The sequence below is a fragment of the Corynebacterium drakensteinense genome (assembly GCF_041224285.1).
In the GTDB taxonomy this organism is placed as follows: Bacteria; Actinomycetota; Actinomycetes; order Mycobacteriales; family Mycobacteriaceae; genus Corynebacterium.
In genome coordinates this window covers 1-20,916 of sequence record NZ_JAXOFP010000024.1, presented here as the reverse complement: position 1 = coordinate 20,916, position 20,916 = coordinate 1, and the positions used below count along the sequence as shown (strand labels likewise).

The window sequence follows — 20,916 nt, the reverse complement described above, 5'->3', positions numbered from 1 at the left end:
TCTTGCTCGTCCTGGCCGTGGAACTGCACGGAAAACACCCGCAGGCATTCGCTGCAGCTCCAGGCAAACTCCGTTTCCTCGTCCGGGAATAGCCCCTCCCCCGCGCAATACGGGCAAAACAGCGGGTGGTTCCGGTTCGGGTTTGGTTTCCGGCGAAACTTCATGACAAAGCCTCCTCATCCGCACGGACAGTCCACTGCGCAAAGGACTCGCCCTCTTCGCGTTGCGCCTGAAAGTTCTTGACGACGCGCACAACATAATCGCCCAGTTCGCTAGCCAGCACCTTGTGACCTTTGAGTTTGCGGCCAAAGTTCTGCTCAATACCCAGCGCGCCGCCGAGATGCACCTGGAAACCCTCGACACGGTTGCCGTCGGCGTCGGTCAGCGTCTGGCCCTTCAAACCGATATCGGAAACCTGCGAACGCGCGCATGCATTCGGGCAGCCGTTTAAAGAGATCGTCAGGCTGGAATCAATATCACCGATACGCTCTTCCAGCTCATCAACCAGTTCAACCGCGCGGGATTTGGTGGTGACATGGGCGAGTTTGCAAAACTCCAAACCGGTGCAAGAGATAATGCCGCGGCGGAACTCCGAAGGCTTGGAATACAAGCCCGTGGCATCCAGATCGCGGGCCAGACCGGCAAGTTTTTCGCGCGGAATATCCAAAAACAGCAGTTCCTTCATCGGCGTAGTACGAATGCGCGTGATGCCGTGCTTGTCCGCGACGTCCGCGATGGCGATCAGCTGTTCGCCGGTAGCGTGGCCGACGGTCGGCTTCACACCCAGGTAAAAGTTGCCGTCCTTTTGCGGGTGTGCGCCGATGTGGTCACGGACGCCAGATTGCAGCGGGGTCGGCTCGGCGTCAACAAGCGGAGCATCCAAGTATTCCGCTTCCAGCACCTCACGGAATTTCTCGATGCCCCACTTGGCCACAAGGAACTTCAACCGCGCCCGGTTACGCAGGCGGCGGAAACCATAATCCCGAAAGATACGCACCACCCCAGCCCAGACTTCCGGGACGCGCTCGATGGGGATCCACGCGCCCAGCGACTGCGACAACATCGGGTTGGTGGACAAGCCGCCGCCGACGAAGCAGTCAAAACCAGGGCCGTATTCCGGGTGGTTTTTGCCAATGAACGCCACATCCTGGATCTCGTGGGTGACATCCTGGCGGGAATTACCGGAAATCGCGGTTTTGAACTTGCGTGGCAGGTTGTGGAACTCCGCGCGCGGAAGATAATTCTCTTTGATCTCTTCGATCGCCGGGCTAGCGTCAATGATCTCGTCGGCCGCTACCCCAGCTGTGGGCGAACCTAAGATCACGCGCGGCACGTCACCGCAGCCCATCATCGTGGTCAAACCGACGGTATCTAGCCTGCGCCAAATCTCTGGGACATCCTCGATACGGATCCAATGCAGCTGAATGTTCTGGCGGTCGGTGAAATCCGCGGTAGAACGTGCGAAATCCCGGGAGATCTCACCGACGACGCGCAGGCGCTCCGGGGTGGCTTGCCCGCCGTCGAAACGAACGCGCATCATGAAATATTTGTCTTGCAGCTCGTGATTTTCTAATTGGCCCGTGTATTCCCCGCCGAGGTTCTGCTTGCGCTGGGTATAAATGCCGAGCCACTTGAAGCGCTTGCTGATGTCATCGGCAGGGATCGAATCAAAACCTTGCTTGGAGTAGGTGTCGATCACACGCTGCTTGACCTCGAAGGCTTCTTGTTCTTGCTTCACCTCCTCTTCCTTGTTCAGCGGGCTGGTGCCGTCTATACTCCACTGCCCTTCTGGCTTTGGTTTCCGCTTTGGGCGTGCGGGTGCGTTTGTAGTCATAAGTTGCCTCACTAAACGGTTTCGGCGATGTGCTGGGGTTTTACTTCGGGTTGGTTGTAGATTTTGTTGTTCAACCGGAGAGTCACAATCCCGGCCGAACCAATGCGTTCACAGTAATTGAACCACTTGGTCTAACCCAATGAGACCGATCGGTCTATTTAATTCATACAAGCAATCCTGCATGCGACCTGGAGTAATGTGGCCCACATCATTTGAATTTAATTCGCTAGCTAGCAAAATAGAGACAAATAGGTTCAAATAGAACGTGCTTGCTTAACGCGAACCGAATAAGCGCGTGATCACGCACGCGCAGAAGAACGCACTCGCACGTGAAGCCAACAACTAACGACTAACAACCGAAAGGCACGATTAACGCGAATGACTACTTCCACTACGTCCGCAACTCCGTCCAAGCAGACTGACGCAGTGACCAGCAACCCCAACACCGAGGGCGATAAACCGCTGAAGATCGCCGTCGTCGGTGCTGGTCCAGCCGGTATTTACGCCTCCGATATCCTGATTAAAAAGACCGGCGGCAACGTCGATATTGACTTGCTCGACCGCATGCCCACTCCTTTCGGCTTGATCCGCTACGGCGTGGCTCCGGATCACCCGCGCATTAAGGGCATCATCAAGTCGCTGCACCGCGTGCTCAGCAACGAGAAGATCCGGTTTATCGGCAACGTCGAGGTTGGCCACACCATCAGCGTCGAAGAACTCAAGGATCATTACGACGCCGTTATTTTCTCCACCGGCGCCGTCGACGACCGCGACCTGAACATCCCTGGCGCGGACCTGGAAGGTGTGTGGGGTGCTGGCGAATTCGTCGGCTTCTACGACGGTAACCCCCGCTTCGAGCGCAATTGGGATTTGTCCGCCGAGCAGGTCGCGGTCATCGGCGTCGGCAATGTGGGCCTGGATGTGTCCCGCATTTTGGCGAAGACGGGTGACGAGTTGAAGGTCACCGAAATTCCCGACAATGTCTACGAATCCCTGGCACAAAACCAGGCCCACACCGTGCGCGTGTTCGGACGCCGCGGCCCCGCCGAAGCAAAATTCACCCCGCAGGAATTGAAAGAACTCGACCACTCGGACACCATCAACGTCGTCGTCGACCCGGAAGATATTGATTACGACGAATCTGGCGAGGCGGCACGCCGCGCATCGAAGTCGCAAGATCAGGTGTGCCAAATTCTGGAACAGTACGCGATGCGCGACCCGAAGGAAGCACCGCACACACTGCAGATTCATTTCTTTGAAAACCCGGTGGAGATCATCGGCAAGGATGGCAAGGTTGCAGCGCTGAAGACCGAGCGCACCGAACTGACTGGTGACGGAAATGTGCAAGGCACCGGTGAATTCACCGAATGGCCAGTACAAGCTGTCTACCGCGCGGTTGGTTACCGTTCAGTGGGCATCGAGGGTGTGCCGTTTGATGATCAGAAGCACGTCATCCCCAACGATGGCGGCCACGTACTCACAGAACCAAATGGCGAAATTGTGCCAAGCCTGTATACCACCGGCTGGATTAAGCGCGGCCCGGTGGGCCTGATTGGGAACACGAAATCCGATGCCGCCGAGACTATCGGCATGCTGTTGGAGGATATTGCGGCCGGTAAGCTGTCTGCTGCCGACAACACCGACTTGGTGGAGTTGCTGGAATCCCGCGGCGTCGAAGTGACCAACTGGGAGGGCTTCCAGTTGCTGGATGCCCGCGAAGTAGCTTTGGGCGAGGCCGAAGGCCGCGAGCGCAAAAAGCTCGTAGAGTTTGAAGAAATGCTTGAAGCCTCCCGTAACCCGCAGAGCTAACGGCTAGCACTAGCAAGTTCGACTTTCTGCGCGGTTTCACGGCTGCAAGCTCTGCGGCTCCACGGCTGCAAGCCCCGCAGTTTCACGGCTCCCCGTAAAAAGCTGTACAAACCCAGATCTGGATGTCAGATCTGGGTTTTATTTTTTATTGACGGTCACGCCGGGCCGAGCGCTATTCCACGTTGGATTTGGCTGCGCGTCCAGCCTTGGCTTCCGTTAGATACAGCTGAGTCCGGCCCCGCTTTAGACTGGGGAAAGATCTGTCCACACCGGGTCACCGCCAAAAAGCATAACAACGGCATTAACTACGCTTCCCAGGATCATCAGCACGACGCCAAGCGTGAACCCGAGGACAATCGCGATTATCTCTACGAAGAATAAGGCCGGAGCCAGCAGTAAAAGTGCGCGGCTTCGGGTATAAAGCCCACACCCAAAAACAATTACCGCTGCGAGAGCAGTAACAAGCCAATACGCGAGGTCCCGCGTAGGCTCCTCAATGACCAATAACCATGAGAGCACATAAAATCCCATGACCACCCAGCCCGCGTAGAGCGCAATGTTTTGGCGGGACTTCTTGCTACGAGTTGTCAAGGACATGCTTTCTCCCTTTAAGTTTCGGACTCCATTAGGCTTCGGAGGCAGTTTCTATACAATGGTTTTATATTTTTAATTTTTTGAAAATATTACTATCCCTGTTACCCCTCCGCTAGGTGCTGAGGTGATGGGGGTCTGGATGCCGGATTATTCCAGCATCTTTTCCGCGCGGCATGGAGGAACAGGTCAAAGCTGCATGATCCGATGCGGATGGCATGACCCTGGATCACTCTCCTGCCCCAGGTATGGAGATGCCGGGAATAAGCAGTGACATTCACGATGGAATAGGGATCTAAGGTGTAGATATTCTTTTACATAAGCCTAGTCCGTCATGAAGCCCCCGCTGTGTTGGCAATTCAAACCCAACGGGGGTTTGATGAAGCATTCAAGGTTAGAAATGGCAACGCGCGCAATTCTGCAGTGGGATCACATCAGCCTGCCTTCTTGTTTGAGTAGACAGCCAAAAGGAAAAGGCCAAGGGTTCCCAGTGCAGAGAATTCCGCAAATCGCGACCAGTTTAGACCCTCATCCCATCCTATGATATCCCGGAATACAACGTACACTCCGATAATCAGGATCATGATAATCCATTTGACCAGGAATTTTCCTAAAGTTGCCATGCCTACGCCCTTCTTATTCTGCTTGCAATACTAAGGATTTACCAGCTACCTCGGCACTGCCAACCCCAGTACGCGAACATACCAGCTAGAGTAGCAGCATTTCTCCTGATGCCTTGCTTAGCGAGATACTTCACTGCTTCCTTTGCAGCCTTGGCATAGTCATTCTGGCCAATCGCGGCACACGGAGGTTGGTTGGCTCTAGTCACCGCTTTGCGTCATCCGGGCTTAATCGCTGGGGTGGTAGCTACCTGCCCAATAGTAGACTTATCTAGCTACCTTGCCACTGAGCTTGGCCATAAACACCGCGTGGAATTTCCAGCCAATCCACAGCATATGGATCCAGCCACGTTGTTAAATAGTGTCAATCCTATTCACTTAGAATTATTATTAGTCGCCAGTGAAAAGGACTCGATCGTCCAAAATCAAGACCTCGATTCCTTCTGTACTCACTGGAAAGACATTGCAGGCCCGGTAACGCTACTCCGGCACGAGGGCGGTCATTATGCCCCACCGAGTGACGAAATAGAGGCCTTGGAAAAACAACTTCTAAAGTTTGTGACTGGTCAAGGTTGAAACAAATCAACAGTGGGGTATTCGATGGATCCATCGCAGACACCATTCCAAGCGCACTCACCTATGACTAACGTCGCCATGGGGATTAAGCAATCGGTAAACGAATCGGCCAGCCGCATACACAGCCAGGACCCCCACCAGTATTAGAACCAGAGTGCGGTTAGCGGAATCTATCGCTAAATATACGCAAATTACCAGGACTGCCATTGTCAGGAAAAATACAGCTGACTCACGGCCAATCGTCGGTGCTGGAGTCAACCGAATCAGGTCTTGAAAAATTTTCATGAGAATCCCTTTCCCCTCGAGTTTCATTTATTTCTTGTATTTCCACTGTGCCAATTCTCTCGCCTGAAGCGTAGTGCCAAATGTAGGAAGCCGGTATGAGCTTTATCATGGGTAACCAGCGGAAACCTGATCCACACCACACTGCAAATAATGACAAAAGTCATCCCACCCTAATGATCTTTGACAGAGAAAATAATGATCAATCTTCGCGTTCAAATGATTGAAATTTTGCCAGCATAGAAGCATGAGCGAATCAACAAGACTTGAAACAGTGCTCGAAGTCAGCGACCTTACCCGTAGCTACGGCACGGGCACGAAAGCGTTCTGGGCCGTCAAGGGGCTGAACTTCCGTGTCTACCGTGGCGAGGTTTTTGGTCTTCTTGGCACCAACGGGGCTGGAAAAACATCTACGTTGGAGATTCTCGAAGGGCTAACCCCTGCAACTTCTGGCAAAGTCAAGGTCTTCGGGCGCGACCCCTTCGATGATAGGGCTCTCATTCGTCCAAAAATGGGCATCATGCTCCAGTCGGGTGGGCTTCCCTCGCAGCTAACGGTAGAGGAAACTATCAAGATGTGGCAGGGCACATGCTCTAATCCCCGAGATCCAGAAGAAATACTTGCCGACGTCGAGCTATTACACCGACTTGATGTTCGGGTAGGGGCCCTCTCTGGCGGCGAGCAACGTCGGCTTGACCTCGGTTGTGCCTTACTCGGAAATCCGGAACTTCTGTTCCTCGATGAGCCCACCACGGGACTCGATCCGGAATCTCGTAGAAATGTCTGGGATCTTCTCCTGCGACTCAAAAAACAAGGCGTGACGATGGTCCTAACCACCCATTATTTAGAAGAAGCCGAAACGCTTTGTGATCGGATCGCCATTATGAATGAAGGAACCGTTGCGCGTCAGGGCACGCTTTCCGAACTTGTGAATTCGGTTTCCGCCGAGATCACGGTATCCAGCGTCCACACCCCGCCCCGGCTTCCGGGTACCACCATCACCACCGAACAAAAAAGCCACACAATTTATACAAAACAGCTGCCCCAGGACACTCTCGCAGTTTTGGAGTGGGCACGTAAAAACCAACTAGAGTTGGAATATTTTTCCGCTCGCCCTGCTTCCCTGGAAACGGTGTTCATGAGCATCGCTAACAACAAAACCCAATAAATTATCCACAAAGGACGCGAACAATGACCTCTACAACCTCTCACCGTGCCACTACCGCCACCGGATCGGCTTCAGAATCCGCCAATCGCCGGAGTTCCGGCTGGAAGCGCTACCGATCCTTAGCTATGGCCGAAATCAGACAATACCTGCGCAACAAGACACTGCTGTTCATGGCTATCGTATTCCCCATTGGGGTGGGCCTATTGATGCAGTTCATGGGTGGAGACGAACAGCCTGCAAACGCACAAGTGCAGGCCGCAATCTCAATGGAAGTGTTTTTCCTTATTACGCTGATGTTCGTCCAGTTCTACTCCGTGCTATCCATGACCACTGCGCGTCGTGATGAACGCGTGCTCAAGCGATTACGTACTGGTGAAGCTCGCAGCGCAGAGATTATAGCTGCGCTGGCCACGCCTGGAGCGATCATGTCACTCCTGCTTACCGCGTTAATGTCTGGCATACTCATCATCTACACAGGCGACATACCGCGTACAGGAATTCTGCTGCTTCTGGCCATTGTGTTAGGAATTGTCATCTCTACAGGTTTGGCGCTGCTTACCAGCTCAATCACTGCCAATGCCGAAGCCGCACAGATGACGTCTCTTCCCGTCATGGTTTTGGCAATGCTCTCACAATCTCCGCTGCGCTCTACCCTGCCCGACCAAATCCAAGATCCGTTAGCACGCACGCCGTTTGCGCTGCTTGGCGATCTCACCTTCATCGAATGGACTGGTCAACCACTTACTTCGGATGCCGCACCTACAGATGGCGAGCTAACGACCACTCTGGCCACCGCAATGAACCCGCTTGCACTCATGTTGGTCTGGAGTATTGCCCTAATGTGGGCAGCATTCCGCTACATGAAATGGGAAACTAACCGCTGATTGTTAATCAAACTCAATGTACCCTGACAGAGTGACCATGCTACGAGGGTTCATGGAGATGCCAGAGACCGAAAAATTCTCCACCTACGTTCGACTCTCGATGCATGCAGCGCTGCTAGCAATTGCTATCTTAAGCTTCCGACAGGTTTTGGCATCGCCCGGCGAATTTCAGGATTCCCTGGTTCTTCTGGTGGTTTTAATCAACGGTGGACTCACTGCACTGACAATCGAAAGAACGTCAGCCTTTTCAACAACACCTCGACCGCTCAGAAAACTTTATCCGGGAGCTATTGCCGTAAATCTTTTGTGCTGGACTATCTCCATCGGTCTCCTTGTCACGCAACGCGCTCCCCATCTCACAGAGATCATCGGCGGGCTATCAGTATTTTTATTATTCAGCTTCGCGTTCGTGCTATCAATCCACATTAAACACGCTTATCTTCTCGTTGTGGCATTAAGCGTAATCACTGCATTCGTGGTTGAGCACCCTGAGCTAGATCATCCCGTCTATATCGTTGCTTTTGCATTAGTGTTGGTTTTGTTGAACAAGGTAACTGTGTGGTCGGTGGGGATCGTGAAAGCGCTCTACCGCACGCGAGAGTTGCAGTCACAACTGAAAATACAGGAGGAGCGCCTACGCTTTGCTCAAGAGCTGCACGACAGCTTGGGACAACGCCTAGCGGCGATGTCCCTGAAGACTCAGCTCGCCATCTCACTCCACAGGAAAGATACCGACCGGACAGATGATGAACTTCGCGACATTGAAAAGCTCGTACGTCTCATGCGTACGGATTTACATCAAGTGGTAACAGGCTATCGCACGTTGCACCCAAACTCTGAGCTTGAAGAGGCCAGTAATCTACTGAGAAAAGCAAACGTCGCAGTCACCGTGACAGGACATCCACAAGACATCCCAAACTCCTGCCAACAGACCGCCGCCTGGTTCATCCGTGAAGCGACCACCAATGTGATGAAACACTCGAACGCAAGCAAGGTGAACGTCACATTCTCAGAACACGCGGTATCCATCACCAATGACGGGGTGGAGCGCAATTTCGGGCCGCTCGGTGGCATACAAGCGCTACAGGAACGGGCTAAGCAAATCGGTGGAACAATCTCGCTTATTCACCAAAACAATCAGTGCACTGCGACACTTTCTTGGAAAGGCACCAACCGATGATCACCGTAGCAATCGTCGATGATGAACAGCTGATCGCTTCATCGCTAGCCACCTTGTTAGAACTGGAAGCCGATCTTACGGTGACCGAGACTTTCGCCTCCGGTGAGGAGGTGATGTCTCGGTGGGAAAAGGCCAACGCCCTCGAATCCCGACTACCTGATGTGCTGGTGACAGACCTGCAGCTCGGAGGTATTGATGGCGTCGAGCTAGCGCAGGAAATCTCGCGCCTATCACCCCAAACTGCCATTGTCATCGTCACGAGTCATTCGCGGCCACGCCAACTGAAACGAGCGCTGACATCCGGGGTACAAGGATTCTTGCCGAAAACTGCGACCGCAGAGGAATTTGCCGCCGCCATTCGCTCGGTACACGAAGGCAGAAGCTTCATCGACCAAGAACTTGCTGCTATGACCATCACCGCAACTTCCAGCCCGTTGACCGAACGCGAAGCCGAGGTCATCGAAGCCGCTGGTAAAGGAGGTTCGATAGAACAAATTGCCAAAGAAGTCTTCCTGGCTACCGGAACAACTAGGAACTATCTTTCCTCGGCAATGGCAAAGCTCAGTGCGCAAAACCGATTCGAAGCATATTTGCGCGCGCGAGAATCAGGGTGGATTTAGACGAAGAATCCTATCTCTGAAATGCCGCGGATATCATCCATCGGGGGCGCGGAACGTCACTTCAAGATCGGTGTGCTCTCCCCGCCGTTGAAGCTGGTTTCGATGCGCACCGCGCATCCGTGTTGCAGAGATAGGGCTTGCACCGCAATCACAAGGTTTAGGTCTTTGAATAGCTACAGCAATTAAGGCTCTATAAGATCCCTAGTATGGACACACAGGTAAAGCGCGGAAATTATTTTCTGGCAGCAGTTCTCGCTGGGGATGCAGCTATGTCAATCAAACCTCCCAAATTCATTCGGGATTGCCTGAATGGGGTGAACTTTCCTCAAAATTGGTGGTGGTCACTGATCGTCATCAAGTCGTTGGCCGCTTTAGGGCTTGTGCGCGGCACTGCGAAAAACAGCCCGCAAATGACAACTGCCACATCCACCGGCGTCGTGGCTTATTTCGCGTGTGCAATCTTCGCGCATGTGAAGGCAAAGTTTTTAGGCAAGGAATTCTGGCTCAACTGTTTAGGAATGACAGCACTCAGCACAACAGTGCTGATGCAGAACCGCAAGCAGCATCGCTAGGCCATCTGCGAACCCTCCGCGCCCCGCACTCCGCGGTGTAGGATCAAGCGCATCAACCGCAACCGACCTCGCTGCCCTCGAGCAAGCGCGCTTCGATAGCGCAGAATCCAACCGCACCTCCGCCATCGTTATGGGAGGTCTCGGCGCCGCAGCCCTCGGTGGTGGTGCAGCCGCAACAACCGGAGGGTATCGGCGTAGCCGGGCAAAGAAAATCGCCCAAGCACGGGAAGACTTCGACTATATTTCCGTTGAATTCGGCACACTCGCGCAGCGTTTGGACGCCATCGATATCCGCGCGCATTCACTGACCTCCGCTTTTGCGGACCAGCAGCTGCGTGACCAGTGGCGCAAGGTGCGGGACCGCTTTCTGCACATGCATGACGACGTCTCCAAGTTCAGCGAACTCAGCCCGCGCAGCGACGACAAGACCTTCCTACAGTACGCGGGCCAGCTCAGCGACGCGGCCTCGACCGCGAAGAAAATCCACCATGCCGGAGACAACATCGACACGATCTTTGCTTTGGAGAATGGTGATGAACTCACTCGGCGCAGCGAGGCGCAATCATTGCGTGACGACGTCGTCGAGGCAAAAATGAAGATGCGTAATGTTGATTCCGGTCTTTACCAGGAATTGGCTGCGATCCAGCAGCGAACCGAAGCTCTAGCCCAGGAACCTAGTTCCGAGGATTTCTTGGATAATTTTATTGTCGTGCTGCGTGATTATCAGGCGGCGCTAACAGAGCTACGCAGGCAGAAGTTTAGCGATATTGACGAATCGAAAGCGGATGCACCGCAAGCCCCGGGATTGACTTCATCCGATTACCGTCCGGGTTATGGATGGAATAACTTCGTGCCTTATTGGGCGCTGAGCAGCTGGCATGCTTCCATCGTCGAGGCGCAATCCAGTAGTTCGAACAGCGGGAGCACGAATACGTCGTTTAGTTCCGGGGTTTCTGGCGCGGGTGGCTCATCAGGGTTTTAGCGCTAGCGCTTTAGGGTTTTAACGCTAGCGCTGTGAGCCGTGCGCTTCGCGTGGGTTCTCGTGGCTATTGTTCTCGGTGCTGTACTGTTCAACGCCGTCTGCATCACCACTATCAGTGGCACTGCCGTCTGCTCCGTTAGCGGCAGCACCCGGCTCATCTTCCCGGGTCTCGCGCAACTCGCCGATTAACTCGGAAAAGAAGTCACGCACCACGGACCATTGCACGGTGGTGTTTTCTAAATGTTCCGGTAAGCGTTCGATTTCGGCGTGGAGCTCTTTACGACGACGTTGCTCGGCGAGCTCATTGCGCAGCTCGCTTAACGATGCCTCGGCTTCACGCAGAATTTTTTCGAGTTGGTCTTCCACGGACTTGCCGCGTAGGTTGTCAGCTCCTGTGTCATGATGCGGATCCATCATCGTTAATACTTCCTTATCTCGTATCACCGGAGCCGCGTGCGTGACGCTTCTTTTCTGACCCCGGGATAGTGATAGTTCTTAGAATACAGTGGTTAGCAGGATCAAGACACCAGGCAAAACCAAGAACATGCCCAGCACCCACGCAGCGATGTACATCTTGTTACGTGCACCGATATTGGCAATCGTCTGGGCAAGGTACAGCGGGACTTCTCGCAAACCTGGGATACCGTAGATGACCAACGCAGCGAGCACATTGAACAGCAGGTGGATCAACGCACCTTGCAGTGCAGCTTGGCCCTCCACCCCAGTGAAGGCGAACGCAGCGATCAATGCGGTGATCGTGGTGCCAATGTTTGCGCCAATGGTGAATGGGTAGACCTGGCGGATAGACAGGGTGTTGGAACCAGCCAGCGGGACGACCAGTGCGGTCGTCGTCGAGGAGGACTGCACCAGCATCGTGATGACCATGCCCGCACCGATGCCGGAAATCGGGCCACGGCCCAGCGACTTGTGCAGAATGTCTTTGGCCTTGCCGACCATGACGACCTTCAGCAGTGCGCCGATGAAGTTCACAACACCCAGGATCAGTGCGATACCAATCAGAATCTGCGCGATACCTGCGACGCTTTCCGGCAGCCAGCTCGTGGAAGCAACCAACAAATCTTTGCCTGGCTCAGTGACGAAGCCGATGAAGGTTCCCAGACTTTCCAGACCAGTAGCCAAGAAACCAGCTTGCTCTGCTTCAGCGTTAACCCCGGAGACCAAAAATCCAGAGAGCTTTTCTAGCAGACCAAACATCAGCTCCAGCGGCAGGAAGATCAACACTGCCAGGAGGTTAAACATGTCGTGAACCGAAGCTGCAGCGAAACCACGCCGGAAAGATTCCTTGTCACGAACCATGCCCAACGAGACCAACGTTGAGGTCAGGGTCGTGCCGACGTTGGCGCCCATCAGCATCGGAATTGCGATTTGTACCGGCAGACCACCGGCCATCATGCCGACGACGATCGACGTCGTCGTCGAGGATGACTGAATCAGAGCGGTGGCCAGGATACCGACCATCAAAGCAATCAGCGGGTTCTGCGCGAATGCGAACAGCTCTTCCGCCTGATCGCCAGTAGCAGCCTTGAAGCCATCACCGATCACGCCGACGGCGGTGATCAGCAGCCACACGCTGACAGCTACGGCAACCCAGTTCACCCAGTTTTTATCCGTGCGGATACCGAGACGCGCTAGCGGATTACGCGGAGCTTTCTGTTTTTCCTGCACACCTTGTTCCAGCTGTTGTTGAGCGTCGTCAAGGTTGCGGCCGTCAGATGCGGTCCGCTCTGGGAAAGTCTGCCCTGAGGAAGTGTGTGACGCCATTTGTTTTCCTGACACCTTGCTTCGCGCTGGCAACCCGTCATCCTCCGCGAAGAGGCTGACGGGCCGCTACTGATTGGTCTGTTTTTGGTCTGTTTCGGACCCGGTTGGGCCCTTACAGAAAGCAATGTATCGGGTGTCCGGAAATAGCAGGTTCACACAAGGTTACAAACAAGCAAACTTTTCTAAATGTGAGCAAGCTATCATCAGTGCGCTAGGGATACATCCGGTAATCATTTGTCGGATCCGCTAGCGTCGTCCGGCCTTTTCCTCAGCAGAAATGACACGCTCCAAATATTCCTGCATGGTCGGGACTTCTACCCACGCTGGAGTCGGGTTCCAGAACGGAGATATCGCCTGACCTGCAATAAAGAAGGTGCCGAAGCCATCTTCGTTGGCGCCCACCAAGCCGATCTCATCAGCAGATTCTGCGACCACAGAATAATCCGCGAACGTCGCAATCTGCGCACCCTTCAGCTCTTCGGCGGATTCATTGCGCTCCATGAATGCTTCAGCAGCCTCGGTAGTAGAGAGTTGTTCATCTGGAGTAAACATTCCATTACGGAACACGATTCCGCGGGTCAGCGCACCATTAACGTCTTTGACAGGCTTGTCAATATTCAGCAAACACCGCAAGCCATCTTCGCCCGGCGCGACGGCTTCCGGAAGTTCACACAGCGAGCCATCCGGCAACGCGATCCGGTAGAACCCGTCTTGCACGCTCGGTTCAATTGTTTCGCCGTAGCCGAGATCCGCTGCGGCCGTCGGCTCTTTGCTAGAGCTAGATTGTGTGCTCGATGCACCGCTGGACTTGCCCGAGCTCTTCGTGCTGGATTTGCTGGTGCTTTCGCTTGCCGACGCCGAACTTGAGGTTGATTCGCTCGCAGAGGTCTCTGCCGCAGTATCCGCTGTTGACTCCGCAGAATCGGTAGTCTCTGCAGGTTGTGGGTCAGGGCGGTTTTCTGGATTAGAACAACCTGCGAGACCAAGCGCGATCACGGCAGTAATGCCGCAGGTGCGGGCGAATTTCAATGCACGAGTTTTCATGCATTTAGTGTAGCCGTTTTCCAGGCCTGCCCGCCCAAAACATGTGGCACCGGCTACTTCACCACTAGGTTGATCATGCGGCCCGGCACCACGATCTTCTTCACCACGGACTTCTCGCCAATCGCCGCGAGCACCTTGTCGTCGGCAAGCGCGGCGGCCACGGCATCATCCTGGGAGACGTCGGCAGCGACCTGCACCCGCGATTTCACCTTGCCGTTGACCTGCACTGGTAGCTCAATTTCGTCGTCAACCAAGTACTTCTCGTCGAAGCTCGGGAACGGCACGAAGGTAATCGTGCCCTCGTGGCCCAGCCGCGTCCACAACTCCTCGGCGATGTGCGGCGCCACCGGAGCCACCATCACAGCGATCGGCTCGACGGCAGCACGCGGAGCACCGTCCGGGTAGTTCTTCGTCAAGTAATTCACGTACTCGATGAGCTTGGCGACGACGGTGTTCACCCGCAAGTTCTCGTAGTCGTCACGCACCCCAGCGATGGTGCGGTGCAGCTGCTGCAGATCCTTCTTGCCCAGCTCCGCATCCACGACGGCGACCTCGCCGGTGTTTTCGTTGACCACCAGGCGCCACAGGCGCTGCAAGAAACGCTGCGCACCAACGACGTCCTTAGTGGCCCACGGACGTGAATCCGCCAGCGGCCCCATCGACATCTCATAAACACGCAGGGTATCGGCGCCAAAGTTTTCGGCAATATCGTCCGGCGCGACCGCGTTCTTCAGCGATTTACCCATCTTGCCGTATTCCCGATTCACCTTCTCACCGTGGTAGAAGAACTCGCCGTCACGCTCTTCGACTTCTTCGGCGGGCACGTAGACGCCACGGGAATCGGTGTAGGCATAGGCCTGGATATAGCCCTGGTTATACAAACGACGGTACGGCTCTTTCGAACTCACATGCCCAAGGTCAAACAGTACTTTGTGCCAGAAACGCGCATACAACAGGTGCAGCACGGCATGCTCCACGCCGCCGACGTACAGGTCCACCCCACCCGGATCGTTCGGACCATGAACCTCTGGGCGTGGCCCGGTCCAGTAGCGCTCGTTGTCGATATCGCAGAAAGCGTCGCTGTTGGTCGGATCGATGTAGCGCATCTGGTACCAGGATGAACCTGCCCACTGCGGCATGACGTTGGCATCGCGGTAGTAAGTCTTGGTGCCTTCGCCCAAGTCCATCTCTACTTCGATCCACTCGCGTGCTTTCGCCAGCGGCGGCTGCGGCTCAGTGTCGTGATCATCCGGGTCGAAGGACACCGGCTGGTAGTCATCAACCTCCGGCAATTCCACCGGCAACTGATCTTCCGGGATCGCGTGTGGCCGGCCGGCCTCGTCGTAGACGATCGGGAATGGCTCGCCCCAATAACGCTGGCGGGCAAACAGCCAGTCGCGCAGCTTGTATTGGATCTTTTCGACGCCCCGCTCGCGCGCAGCCAACCAGGCGATCGTGGCAGCGATGGCCTCCGCCTTGGACTTGCCGGTCAGATCCAGCCCGTCGTCGTTCGCAGAATTCACGTAGGTGCCTCCACCGGTGTGCGCTGCCGTGGAGACATCACCACCGGCGACGACCTCGGTGATCGGCAGGCCAAAGACCTGCGCGTATTCGTAGTCACGCTCGTCGTGGGCGGGCACGGCCATGATCGCGCCCGTACCGTAGCCGGTCAACACGTAGTCTGCGGTAAAAACCGGCAACTTCTTGCCGTTGACCGGGTTGGTGGCATAGGTGCCTAAGAAAACACCAGTCTTTTCCTTATTTTCTTGGCGCTCCAAATCCGATTTCGCGGCGATGTCGCTGCGGTATGCCTCGATGGCTTCTTTCGGGTCTTCATGGCCATAGGTCCAGCGGCTATCGACGTCATCGTCGTACGGAACTGGCGAGAGCAAAGCGTCGACAAGCGGGTGCTCTGGGGCCAAAACGACGTATTCCGCGCCGAACAGCGTGTCGGGGCGGGTGGTAAACACGGTGATGTCGTGGCCTTCGCAGCGGAAATCGACCTCGGCACCGCGGGAACGGCCGATCCAGTTGCGCTGCATGGATTTCACCTTCTCCGGCCAATCCAGCAGTTCGAGGTCATCCAAGAGGCGGTCAGAATACGCAGTAATGCGCATCATCCACTGCTTTAAGTTTTTGCGGAACACCGGGAAGTTGCCGCGCTCAGAACGGCCATCGGCGGTGACCTCTTCATTCGCCAACACCGTACCCAAGCCCGGGCACCAGTTCACTGTGGAATCGCTCAGGTAGACCAGGCGGAATTCATCCACGGCCCGGGCTTTTTCTTCCTCGCTTAACGACGCATACTCGCGGCCGTCCTTGGTGGCCAGCTCACCAGATTCCAGCAGCGGGTACAACTCGTCGATCGGGCGCGCCTTTTGCTGCTGCTCATCGAACCAGGACTGGTAGATCTGCAAGAAAATCCACTGCGTCCAGCGATAAAATTCGGGATCAATGGTGGCCACCGAACGGCGCTTGTCATGACCCAGCCCCAACGAACCCAACTGGCGACGCATATTTTTGATATTCGCCACCGTCGTCGTGCGCGGGTGGGTTCCGGTTTGGATCGCATACTGCTCAGCCGGCAGACCAAAAGCGTCATAGCCCAAGGTGTGCAGCACGTTTTTGCCCAATAAGCGGTTGAACCGGGCGAACACATCCGTGGCGATATAGCCCAGCGGGTGCCCCACGTGCAGGCCCGCGCCAGACGGGTACGGGAACATATCTTGGACGAAGAGCTTGTCTTCGGGCAAGGTGCCGTCGGCAAGAGCTAAATCACCGGTCGGGTTTGGCGCATGAAACGTGCCGTTGTCGTCCCAGTACTGCTGCCAACGCGACTCAATATCATTGGCAAGCTGCGGGGTATAGCGGTGGGCTGGGCCGGTGTTGCTGGCATTTTCAGCACTAAGATTTTCTGTGTTTTCGCGCGCTTCTTTCATGGTTTTATAGTCTAATAGGTTTAGGGCCTGCGACCACGCGAGACCACAGGACAGCGCAGATTCAGCGGTTATTCCCGGCTGATCCCGTCGGCAACCATTTTGTTTTTTCCTAGAAAGGTTAATTAGACATGCGAATGACTATCGGAGATTTTCTGGTTCGTCGCCTGAAAGAAATCGGTATTACGGAAGTCATTGGCGTGCCGGGTGATTTCAACTTGAACTGGCTGGAACAAATCGAAGCTTCCGACGGCATCCGTTTTGTGGGCAGCACCAACGAGCTCAACGCTGCGTATGCTGCCGACGGCTATTCCCGCGCCCGCGGGGTCTCGTGCCTGTTGACGACCTACGGCGTCGGCGAGCTCTCCGCACTCAATGGCCTGGCCGGGGCTGCCTGCGAACACATCCCGCTGGTCTCCATCGCCGGCGCTCCCCCACTGTTTGCCACCGAAAAGCGCTGGTTGCTGCATCACACGCTTGCCGACGGCAACTTCGGCAACATGCTCGACTCGTTGCGGCCATTCACCGCGCTGGCTGAGCGCATTACCCCAATGAACGCAGTCGACGAGATTGACCGCGCTCTGCGGACCTGCCTGCGGGAAAAACGCCCAGTGCACTTGCAACTGCCTTCGGATATCTCGCACCTGAGCATCAACGTGCCAGACGAACCACTGGATACCTCGCTCGAACCGTCGGATCCGGTGCAGCTCGAGGCAGTGTTGGACCGGCTGGTGCAGGAATTCGCGGCCGCGGAAAACCCGGTGCTGCTCGTCGACCAGGACGCGCAGCGCCACGGATTCTTAGATTTGTTTGCCCAGCTCGTCGACAAGATCCAGCTGCCATATGCACAAATGGCTTCCGGCAAGGCGCTGTTGAGCGAACAACACCCACTGTTTTTGGGCACCTATAACGGTAAGGCCTCGTGGCCGGGCGTGCGCGAGCGCGTGGAAGGCTCGGATTTCTTACTCACCTGCACCCCACGGTTCATTGAGGTGAACTCGGGTAGCTTCTCGCATGAGTTGCACGAAGAAAACATCGTGGATTTCGGTGACCAGCACGTCAATATTTACGGCGAGCACATCGTGGGCCTGGACACCACAGAGGTGCTGGCCGGGTTGCTGGAGCGGCTACCGGCTGCCGACGGGGCTGGCGCGGCGAACTCGGACGATCAGCCCAGCAGCGTGAACCCGGAGGCAGTACTGCCGGAGCCTTTTGAGGTCCGCGCTGGTGCCGAGCTGACGCAGGCGCGCTTGTGGCCGCAGGTCCGCGAGTTCATCCGCCCTGGTGACACGGTTATTGCGGAGGCCGGAACCTCCAATATTGGTTTGGGACCGCAGCGCATGCCGGAGAATATTCGCTACATCAACAGTGCTATTTGGGGCTCGATTGGTTATACCCTGCCAGCTTTGCTGGGCAGCCAAATGGCCGATGCGGATACTCGCCACCTGTTGTTCATCGGGGATGGGTCTTTCCAGTTGACCGCCCAGGAATTGTCGACGATTCTGCGGGAGAAGCAAAAACCCATCATCGTGTTGTTGAACAACCGCGGCTACACCATTGAGCGCTACATCTTGGGCATGGACCGCGAGTACAACGACATCGCCGATTGGGCTTATCACAAGTTACCGGAGGTTTTTGTCCCCGGAACCGAGATGATTTCTTATACCGCACGCACTGAAGACGAGCTTGCCGACGCCTTCGCCGCTATTAATAACAGCGACAAGGGCGCGTTCCTGGAAATCCACCTGGACCCAGAAGATGCCCCCGCTGGCCTGCAGGCCTTCGGACCGATGACCGCGGAATTCGATTACGGTCCGCGTGGGCCTAGGAACTAAGAGGTCACGGAACTAAGACTCCGCGGAACTAAGAGGTCCGGAATTGCAGTTGTTGTTATTTATTGAAACAACTAACAACAACTCTAAACAACTAGCAACAACTATTCTGAGCTGGGAAAATAACCAATTTCGCTGCCCTAAAAACGCACAAGTTGTTTCCAATTTGTTTGCTAGTTGTTTTAGAAGAAGAAAAACCGCGCAGAAAACAATTTCCTGGGATTTTGCCTATATTCGACGCTATGGATGTCACGCCCACAAAACGTGATGGCACTAATTGCCGTGCGATGTCGGAAGAAGAACGCCGCCTGATCCGTCGCATCCGAGAGGATGATGACTATTCCAATCGTATTTCTTCCTATCCGGTAGAAGATTTGTCTCATGAAGTCCTCACTGAATTGCGGCGACTGTTACGCTCACACCGCCAACGTCGCGGCATCGACGCTGCCACCCCAACCGGCACCCAAGCACTGTTGCGCGAGGTCGGTCTACTCAGCGATGATGGCAGCCTCAAACGTGCAGGTGAAATTCTGCTTACGCCTGCAGCCACAACCCAAGTCACGATTCGCCACCTATGGCGAGCATGCGTGCGATTGGTATGGCAGAAGAGTCATCACGTGGGTTCGATCGAATGTGGCTAGCAATGCTGAGCACTGGGCGCGAAGTTCCAGAAGTCATCACTTCGAACGAATTTGTCGAGATCATTTTCGCAGCCGGAACTCCCGACGTCGCATTCATCCAAGCAATTCACGAACTCACAGCGAGATTCGGCGATGAAATCATCCATAATTTAAACACGATGCTCGTGCTGTGGAAGCTCTGGCACGCACCGCTTATAACCCTCAAGCAAACTGCGCATAGCACCCAAACATCTCAGCTCGAAGCTCGTGAACTATTAAATACACTCGAAGACTACGGCGTTGTTCAGCGCATAAATAATGCAGATGAATGGGTGTTATCCGCGCAGGTGGCACAATTGTCTGGCAAGGATCTGCCCACCGCAGCTGCCAGTGTCCAAGAGCGCATTGAGGCGCAGCTCCAGGACGGCAACTCCGTTGCTGCAGCGGATTTAGCAGAACGTTTCGGTATATCACGTGGTGAAATCACCAACGTGCTGCGCCACCTGCGCACATTGGGCCGAGCACACATCGATCCAGCTGGTCCACAACGTGGCTCGGGAACCCGCTGGATCGCAACAGCACCAAACACTCCCCGCTAAGTATTAATCGCCTGCGGGTAAGCCAAACCCTTCAACCCCTCAGTACCAAACTCCACACCATAACCCGAGGACTTAATACCACCAAACGGCACCCGCGGATCCACCGCACCATGCTTATTAATCCACACCGTGCCGGCCTGCAAACGACCAGCAACCTCGCGGGCTTTCTGCGCATCCGCCGACCACACTGATGCACCCAACCCCACGTCCAAGCTGTTGGCCCACTCGATCGCCTGATCCAGCTCGGAATACCGAATCAGCGGCACTGCCGGACCGAACTGCTCTTGCGCAACCAATGGGTTATCCGGATCAATATCAGCCACAATCGTTACCGGATAAAAATAACCCGGCGCATCATAATCCGGGTCACCACCAACGAGCACGCGCCCACCACCATCTTTTGCGGCTTTGACCAAACCGTCGACAATGTCGAACTGCGCTTTATTCTGCAACGGGCCTAGCACGTTGTTCTCATCCAGACCATTGCCCATCGGCATCCGCTTGGCCACAGCCACCAGTGCTTCTGCCACCTCATCATAAATCGCATCCGGAACGTAGATACGCTTGGCTGCAGCACAGGTTTGCCCAGTATTGATAAACGCACCCCAGAACAAGTCTTCGGCAATCGCTTGTGGATCGACGTCGTCAAGCACTACGGCAGCATCGTTACCGCCAAGCTCCAGGGTCAGGCGGGTGATGTTGTTGGCAGAAGCCTCGATGATTTTCTTTCCGGTTTCCGTCGAACCGGTGAACATGATCTTGTCGACGTCCGGGTGTGTGGTCAGTGCTGCACCAACCCCACCATCACCGGTAACGATGTGCAGCACATCTTTCGGCAACACGGTATTCGCAATAGCCACCAGCGCACTGACCGATAGCGGGGTATAACCGGATGGTTTGACGACGACGGTGTTTCCCATGCGTAGTGCTGGGGCGATTTGCCAGATGGTGATCATCATCGGCCAGTTCCATGGACCAATCGCGC

18 protein-coding genes are annotated in these 20,916 nt (G+C 55.2%); 11 read left to right on the top strand and 7 right to left on the bottom strand.

From position 1 onward, the window contains the following. Nucleotides 1-160: 160 nt before the first annotated feature. On the bottom strand, nucleotides 161-1,834 hold the full coding sequence (locus U1140_RS10530) for a nitrite/sulfite reductase (RefSeq protein ID WP_369847755.1): 1,674 nt from the start codon (nucleotides 1,832-1,834) through the stop codon (nucleotides 161-163). Nucleotides 1,835-2,212: 378 nt separating this feature from the next. Between U1140_RS10530 and U1140_RS10525 the strand changes: the two genes are divergently transcribed. Then, entirely contained in the window at nucleotides 2,213-3,643 is a 1,431-nt protein-coding gene (locus U1140_RS10525; RefSeq protein ID WP_369847753.1) for an FAD-dependent oxidoreductase, read from the top strand. Nucleotides 3,644-3,886: 243 nt separating this feature from the next. Here the strand turns inward: U1140_RS10525 and U1140_RS10520 are convergent, their stop codons facing one another. Further along, nucleotides 3,887-4,240 (bottom strand): hypothetical protein, encoded by a 354-nt coding sequence (locus tag U1140_RS10520; protein ID WP_144736825.1) that lies wholly within the window; start codon nucleotides 4,238-4,240, stop codon nucleotides 3,887-3,889. Nucleotides 4,241-5,049: 809 nt separating this feature from the next. Between U1140_RS10520 and U1140_RS10515 the strand changes: the two genes are divergently transcribed. The 7 genes from U1140_RS10515 (at nucleotide 5,050) to U1140_RS10485 (ending at nucleotide 11,118) form a co-directional block, all read left to right on the top strand. Then, entirely contained in the window at nucleotides 5,050-5,430 is a 381-nt protein-coding gene (locus U1140_RS10515; RefSeq protein ID WP_367317032.1) for an alpha/beta hydrolase family protein, read from the top strand. Between the two features lie 529 nt (nucleotides 5,431-5,959). After that, nucleotides 5,960-6,880, top strand: coding sequence for an ABC transporter ATP-binding protein (locus U1140_RS10510; RefSeq protein WP_282007129.1), 921 nt, complete (start codon nucleotides 5,960-5,962; stop codon nucleotides 6,878-6,880). A gap of 23 nt (nucleotides 6,881-6,903) precedes the next feature. Then, the gene (locus U1140_RS10505) at nucleotides 6,904-7,764 is read left to right on the top strand and encodes an ABC transporter permease (protein ID WP_023018717.1); all 861 of its coding nucleotides are present in this window, start codon (nucleotides 6,904-6,906) and stop codon (nucleotides 7,762-7,764) included. Between the two features lie 58 nt (nucleotides 7,765-7,822). Continuing rightward, nucleotides 7,823-8,944 carry a sensor histidine kinase gene (locus U1140_RS10500; RefSeq protein WP_284593942.1) on the top strand — a complete coding sequence of 374 codons (1,122 nt, stop codon included), beginning with the start codon at nucleotides 7,823-7,825 and terminating at the stop codon, nucleotides 8,942-8,944. Next, nucleotides 8,941-9,564, top strand: a complete 624-nt coding sequence (locus U1140_RS10495) for a response regulator (protein ID WP_369847748.1) — start codon at nucleotides 8,941-8,943, stop codon at nucleotides 9,562-9,564. The genes U1140_RS10500 and U1140_RS10495 overlap by 4 nt, the downstream gene beginning before the upstream one ends. Before the next feature lie 206 nt (nucleotides 9,565-9,770). After that, nucleotides 9,771-10,136: a DoxX family protein gene (locus U1140_RS10490; protein WP_369847746.1), complete on the top strand. Its 366-nt coding sequence runs from the start codon at nucleotides 9,771-9,773 to the stop codon at nucleotides 10,134-10,136. A 130-nt stretch (nucleotides 10,137-10,266) separates the two neighbouring features. Then, nucleotides 10,267-11,118, top strand: a complete 852-nt coding sequence (locus tag U1140_RS10485) for a hypothetical protein (RefSeq protein ID WP_369847745.1) — start codon at nucleotides 10,267-10,269, stop codon at nucleotides 11,116-11,118. Between the two features lie 24 nt (nucleotides 11,119-11,142). Here U1140_RS10485 and U1140_RS10480 read toward each other — a convergent pair whose 3' ends face one another. From U1140_RS10480 to leuS, 4 genes are all read right to left on the bottom strand, one after another. Beyond that, the gene (locus U1140_RS10480) at nucleotides 11,143-11,535 is read right to left on the bottom strand and encodes a hypothetical protein (RefSeq protein ID WP_369847742.1); all 393 of its coding nucleotides are present in this window, start codon (nucleotides 11,533-11,535) and stop codon (nucleotides 11,143-11,145) included. A 78-nt stretch (nucleotides 11,536-11,613) separates the two neighbouring features. Beyond that, nucleotides 11,614-12,900, bottom strand: coding sequence for a Na/Pi symporter (locus tag U1140_RS10475; RefSeq protein ID WP_369847740.1), 1,287 nt, complete (start codon nucleotides 12,898-12,900; stop codon nucleotides 11,614-11,616). A gap of 246 nt (nucleotides 12,901-13,146) precedes the next feature. Then, the gene (locus U1140_RS10470) at nucleotides 13,147-13,944 is read right to left on the bottom strand and encodes a hypothetical protein (protein ID WP_369847739.1); all 798 of its coding nucleotides are present in this window, start codon (nucleotides 13,942-13,944) and stop codon (nucleotides 13,147-13,149) included. Nucleotides 13,945-13,997: 53 nt separating this feature from the next. Next, a complete protein-coding gene (gene leuS, locus U1140_RS10465; protein ID WP_369847737.1) occupies nucleotides 13,998-16,883 on the bottom strand; it encodes a leucine--tRNA ligase in 2,886 nt (961 codons plus the stop codon). 128 nt (nucleotides 16,884-17,011) lie between these two features. Here leuS and U1140_RS10460 point away from each other — a divergent pair, with 128 nt between their 5' ends. The 3 genes from U1140_RS10460 (at nucleotide 17,012) to U1140_RS10450 (ending at nucleotide 19,931) form a co-directional block, all read left to right on the top strand. Further along, nucleotides 17,012-18,715 carry an alpha-keto acid decarboxylase family protein gene (locus U1140_RS10460; protein ID WP_369847735.1) on the top strand — a complete coding sequence of 568 codons (1,704 nt, stop codon included), beginning with the start codon at nucleotides 17,012-17,014 and terminating at the stop codon, nucleotides 18,713-18,715. A gap of 239 nt (nucleotides 18,716-18,954) precedes the next feature. Continuing rightward, the gene (locus U1140_RS10455) at nucleotides 18,955-19,353 is read left to right on the top strand and encodes a hypothetical protein (RefSeq protein WP_369847732.1); all 399 of its coding nucleotides are present in this window, start codon (nucleotides 18,955-18,957) and stop codon (nucleotides 19,351-19,353) included. Nucleotides 19,354-19,355: 2 nt separating this feature from the next. After that, a complete protein-coding gene (locus U1140_RS10450) occupies nucleotides 19,356-19,931 on the top strand; it encodes a helix-turn-helix domain-containing protein (RefSeq protein WP_369847729.1) in 576 nt (191 codons plus the stop codon). On the opposite strand, the gene U1140_RS10445 is transcribed toward U1140_RS10450, so the two are convergent. Then, nucleotides 19,928-20,916 (bottom strand): aldehyde dehydrogenase family protein (locus U1140_RS10445; RefSeq protein WP_369847727.1); only part of this gene is annotated, 989 nt, incomplete at its 5' end. The two genes, U1140_RS10450 and U1140_RS10445, sit on opposite strands and share 4 nt — an antisense overlap.